We start from the raw sequence: 5,072 nt of genomic DNA, 5'->3' as shown, positions 1-5,072 counted from the left end.
AATATAACCTATAATAAGAGTATACTCTACAAGTAAGGCGTAATTCTATATAAAGAAAGAAAGCAAAAAGCATAGGATAAAATAAGGAGGAAGTCTATAAAAGAAAAGAAATAAAGGATAATCGTAGGTATTAAAAACAAGGTTTTAAAAATTCAGTTTAGATATTCAAAAAAACTTCAAGGTACAATTATCAGAAAATAAGATAGTTAAGATAAATATTAAAAAAACATTAAAAAAAGATTAAAAAAGTCATTGCAGAAACAAAAAAGGGTAGTAAGTTTGCAGCCGCTAAAAACGGTATACGTTACAAGGCGAAAGTTCATAAAAAAAGTGGTTTAATTTGATTCGAAAAGTTTTCGAAAAAACTTTCAAAAAAAAATCAAAAAACACTTGTGAGAGAAAAAAAAGGTTGTAGATTTGCACCCCGCTAAAAACGATAACAATCGCAGATAGCAAGACGCTCATAGAGGTTTTAAAAAGGTTAAATTTTGAGGTTTGAAAAAAAATCGAAAAAAAATTAAAAAACTATTGTGAGGTTAAAAAAAGGGTTTTATATTTGCACCCGCTTAGCAAGGAAACGAGTTAAGAAAAGAGAAAAAAGTTCATAAACATATTGAATTGACAGCGTAAAAATTAAGTTGGAAACGATTTAATTTAACAAAGAGAATAAACCATTTTGAGTACTAGAGATTCTGATTAGTTGTTAAAAAAGTTAGCTTAATTATATTAAGTTAACATATACAAATTAACGATGAAGAGTTTGATCCTGGCTCAGGATGAACGCTAGCGGCAGGCCTAACACATGCAAGTCGAGGGGTAACATAGAGAAGCTTGCTTTTCTGATGACGACCGGCGCACGGGTGCGTAACGCGTATAGAATCTGCCTTTTGCTGAGGAATAGCCCAGAGAAATTTGGATTAATGCCTCATAGTATACAGATTTCACATGAATTTTGTATTAAAGGTTACGGCAAAAGATGACTATGCGTCCTATTAGCTAGATGGTAAGGTAACGGCTTACCATGGCGACGATAGGTAGGGGCCCTGAGAGGGGGATCCCCCACACTGGTACTGAGACACGGACCAGACTCCTACGGGAGGCAGCAGTGAGGAATATTGGACAATGGAGGCAACTCTGATCCAGCCATGCCGCGTGCAGGAAGACTGCCCTATGGGTTGTAAACTGCTTTTATACAGGAAGAAACAGTTCTACGTGTAGAGCCTTGACGGTACTGTAAGAATAAGGATCGGCTAACTCCGTGCCAGCAGCCGCGGTAATACGGAGGATCCAAGCGTTATCCGGAATCATTGGGTTTAAAGGGTCCGTAGGTGGATAATTAAGTCAGAGGTGAAAGTTTGCGGCTCAACCGTAAAATTGCCTTTGATACTGGTTATCTTGAATCATTATGAAGTAGTTAGAATATGTAGTGTAGCGGTGAAATGCATAGATATTACATAGAATACCAATTGCGAAGGCAGATTACTAATAATGTATTGACACTGATGGACGAAAGCGTAGGTAGCGAACGGGATTAGATACCCCGGTAGTCTACGCCGTAAACGATGGATACTAGCTGTTGGGTTTCGGCTCAGTGGCTAAGCGAAAGTGATAAGTATCCCACCTGGGGAGTACGTTCGCAAGAATGAAACTCAAAGGAATTGACGGGGGCCCGCACAAGCGGTGGAGCATGTGGTTTAATTCGATGATACGCGAGGAACCTTACCAGGGCTTAAATGTAGATTGACAGGTTTAGAGATAGACTTTTCTTCGGACAATTTACAAGGTGCTGCATGGTTGTCGTCAGCTCGTGCCGTGAGGTGTCAGGTTAAGTCCTATAACGAGCGCAACCCCTGTTGTTAGTTGCCAGCATGTAAAGATGGGAACTCTAACAAGACTGCCGGTGCAAACCGTGAGGAAGGTGGGGATGACGTCAAATCATCACGGCCCTTACGTCCTGGGCTACACACGTGCTACAATGGTAGGGACAGAGAGCAGCCACTTCGCGAGAAGGAGCGAATCTATAAACCCTATCACAGTTCGGATCGGAGTCTGCAACTCGACTCCGTGAAGCTGGAATCGCTAGTAATCGCATATCAGCCATGATGCGGTGAATACGTTCCCGGGCCTTGTACACACCGCCCGTCAAGCCATGGAAGCTGGGAGTGCCTGAAGTCCGTCACCGTAAGGAGCGGCCTAGGGTAAAATCGGTAACTAGGGCTAAGTCGTAACAAGGTAGCCGTACCGGAAGGTGCGGCTGGAACACCTCCTTTCTAGAGAAAGACGACTAAAAAGTATCAAAAACTAAGAAAAAGATAGTTTATTCTCATTGCTGTTAATTTAAAAGATAGAAATTTAGTAGAGTCTCATAGCTCAGCTGGTTAGAGCGCTACACTGATAATGTAGAGGTCGGCAGTTCGAGTCTGCCTGAGACTACTAACTACTAAATATAAAGGAAATTCTAGAACTGAGAATTCTAAATTCACATTAAGAATTCTAATAAATTAGAATGACTAATGGGGGATTAGCTCAGCTGGCTAGAGCGCCTGCCTTGCACGCAGGAGGTCATCGGTTCGACTCCGATATTCTCCACGAATTACGTAAGTAATTAAAGTTCATTGACATATTGAAAAAAGATACATGAAATACAATTAGGTAAAACTAATAAGTATAAAAAGTAATAATTAGGATTAATTAGAATCACGAGCGATATCTAATTAATCATATTATAATTATTAAATCGTTTTAATAGTTATAATAAACTCATTAAAAAAGCAAAAAGTACAATAAGCTAAATAAGGGCGTATGGGGAATGCCTAGGCTCTCAGAGGCGAAGAAGGACGTGATAAGCTGCGAAAAGCTGCGGGGATCAGCACACATGATTTGATCCGCAGATATCCGAATGGGGCAACCCACTATATTGAAGATATAGTATCCGAAAGGAGGCGAACCCGGAGAACTGAAACATCTAAGTACCCGGAGGAGAAGAAAACAAAAGTGATTCCGTTAGTAGTGGCGAGCGAACGCGGATTAGCCCAAACCAAAGTTGTTACGGCAATTTTGGGGTTGTAGGACCACAACATTAGAGTCAAGATGAATTAGAACTGTTTGGAAAGACAGGCCATAGACGGTGATAGCCCGGTATAAGTAAAGATTGATAATATAGTGGTATCCTGAGTAGTGCGGGGCACGTGAAACCCTGTATGAAACAGTCGGGACCATCCGATAAGGCTAAATACTCCTGAGAGACCGATAGTGAACTAGTACCGTGAGGGAAAGGTGAAAAGAACCCTGAATAAGGGAGTGAAATAGAACCTGAAACCATACGCTTACAAGCGGTCGGAGCCCATTAGGGTGACGGCGTGCCTTTTGCATAATGAGCCTACGAGTTACCGTTGCTAGCAAGGTTAAGTACTTCAGGTACGGATCCGTAGCGAAAGCGAGTCTGAATAGGGCGCTTAGTTAGTAGTGGTAGACGCGAAACCGTGTGATCTACCCATGGGCAGGTTGAAGCAGTAGTAACATACTGTGGAGGACCGAACCGGTTGACGTTGAAAAGTCTTCGGATGACCTGTGGGTAGGGGTGAAAGGCCAATCAAACTCGGAAATAGCTCGTACTCCCCGAAATGCATTTAGGTGCAGCGTTGATTAATAGTTTTATAGAGGTAGAGCTACTGATTGGATGCGGGGGCTTCACCGCCTACCAATTCCTGACAAACTCCGAATGCTATAAAATGTTCATCAGCAGTGAGGGCATGGGTGCTAAGGTCCATGTCCGAGAGGGAAAGAACCCAGACCATCAGCTAAGGTCCCCAAATATATGTTAAGTTGAAAAAACGAGGTTGAACTGCTTTGACAGCTAGGATGTTGGCTTGGAAGCAGCCATTCATTTAAAGAGTGCGTAACAGCTCACTAGTCGAGCGGTTCGGCATGGATAATAATCGGGCATAAACATATTACCGAAGCTATGGGATAGAAATATCGGTAGGGGAGCATTGTAGTGTCGTCGAAGGTGTGTTGTGAGACATGCTGGAGAAGCTACAAAAGAAAATGTAGGCATAAGTAACGATAATGCGGGCGAGAAACCCGCACGCCGAAAGACTAAGGTTTCCTCAGCTATGCTAATCAGCTGAGGGTTAGTCGGGACCTAACGCGAACCCGAAAGGGGTAGTGGATGGACAACAGGTTAATATTCCTGTACCTGCTCTCAATAAAAGTGACGGAGGTGTGAATTTGGTGCGAACTGACGGAATAGTTCGTTGAAGCGAGTAGTGATACCGCGATAGTACACTGAGACTTCGGTCAAGGTGATAATCCAGAGTAGCAACTTCCAAGAAAAGCAAGAGAAGCAGCCCGTACCCTAAACCGACACAGGTAGTTGGGATGAGAATTCTAAGGCGCTCGAGAGATTCATGGCTAAGGAATTAGGCAAAATAGACTCGTAACTTCGGGAGAAGAGTCGCCACCCTTCGGGGTGGCCGCAGTGAAAAGGTCCAGGCGACTGTTTATCAAAAACACAGGGCTATGCTAAATTGAAAGATGACGTATATGGCCTGACACCTGCCCGGTGCTGGAAGGTTAAGTGGAGGGTTTAGAAGTTTACTTCGAAGATCTCAAATGAAGCCCCAGTAAACGGCGGCCGTAACTATAACGGTCCTAAGGTAGCGAAATTCCTTGTCGGGTAAGTTCCGACCTGCACGAATGGTGCAACGATCTGGACACTGTCTCAGCCATGAGCTCGGTGAAATTGTAGTATCGGTGAAGATGCCGATTACCCGCTGTGGGACGAAAAGACCCCGTGCACCTTTACTATAGCTTAGTATTGGTTTTGGATAAGTAATGTGTAGGATAGGTGGGAGACTTTGAAGTGGCGTCGCTAGGCGTTGTGGAGTCATTGTTGAAATACCACCCTTTGCTTATCTAGAGTCTAACTTTCAATGAAAGGACAGTGCTTGGTGGGTAGTTTGACTGGGGTGGTCGCCTCCAAAAGAGTAACGGAGGCTTCTAAAGGTTCCCTCAGCACGCTTGGTAACCGTGCGTAGAGTGCAATGGCATAAGGGAGCTTGACTGAGAGA

The 5,072-nt window shown here is 43.3% G+C and carries 2 tRNA genes and 2 rRNA genes; all 4 read left to right on the top strand.

The features are described 5' to 3' along the window. Positions 1 to 748: 748 nt before the first annotated feature. A 16S ribosomal RNA gene (locus ACNG5D_RS15725) occupies positions 749 to 2,270 on the top strand. A gap of 89 nt (positions 2,271 to 2,359) precedes the next feature. Continuing rightward, positions 2,360 to 2,433: transfer RNA gene (locus ACNG5D_RS15720), tRNA-Ile, on the top strand. An 82-nt stretch (positions 2,434 to 2,515) separates the two neighbouring features. Next, positions 2,516 to 2,589 (top strand) — tRNA-Ala (locus tag ACNG5D_RS15715). Between the two features lie 193 nt (positions 2,590 to 2,782). Next, positions 2,783 to 5,072, top strand: a 23S ribosomal RNA gene (locus ACNG5D_RS15710); the annotation flags it as partial.

Origin of the sequence: Algibacter ulvanivorans (assembly GCF_048381495.1) — a bacterium.
Lineage (GTDB): Bacteria > Bacteroidota > Bacteroidia > Flavobacteriales > Flavobacteriaceae > Algibacter_B > Algibacter_B ulvanivorans.
This window is presented reverse-complemented; position numbering and strand designations above follow the sequence as displayed.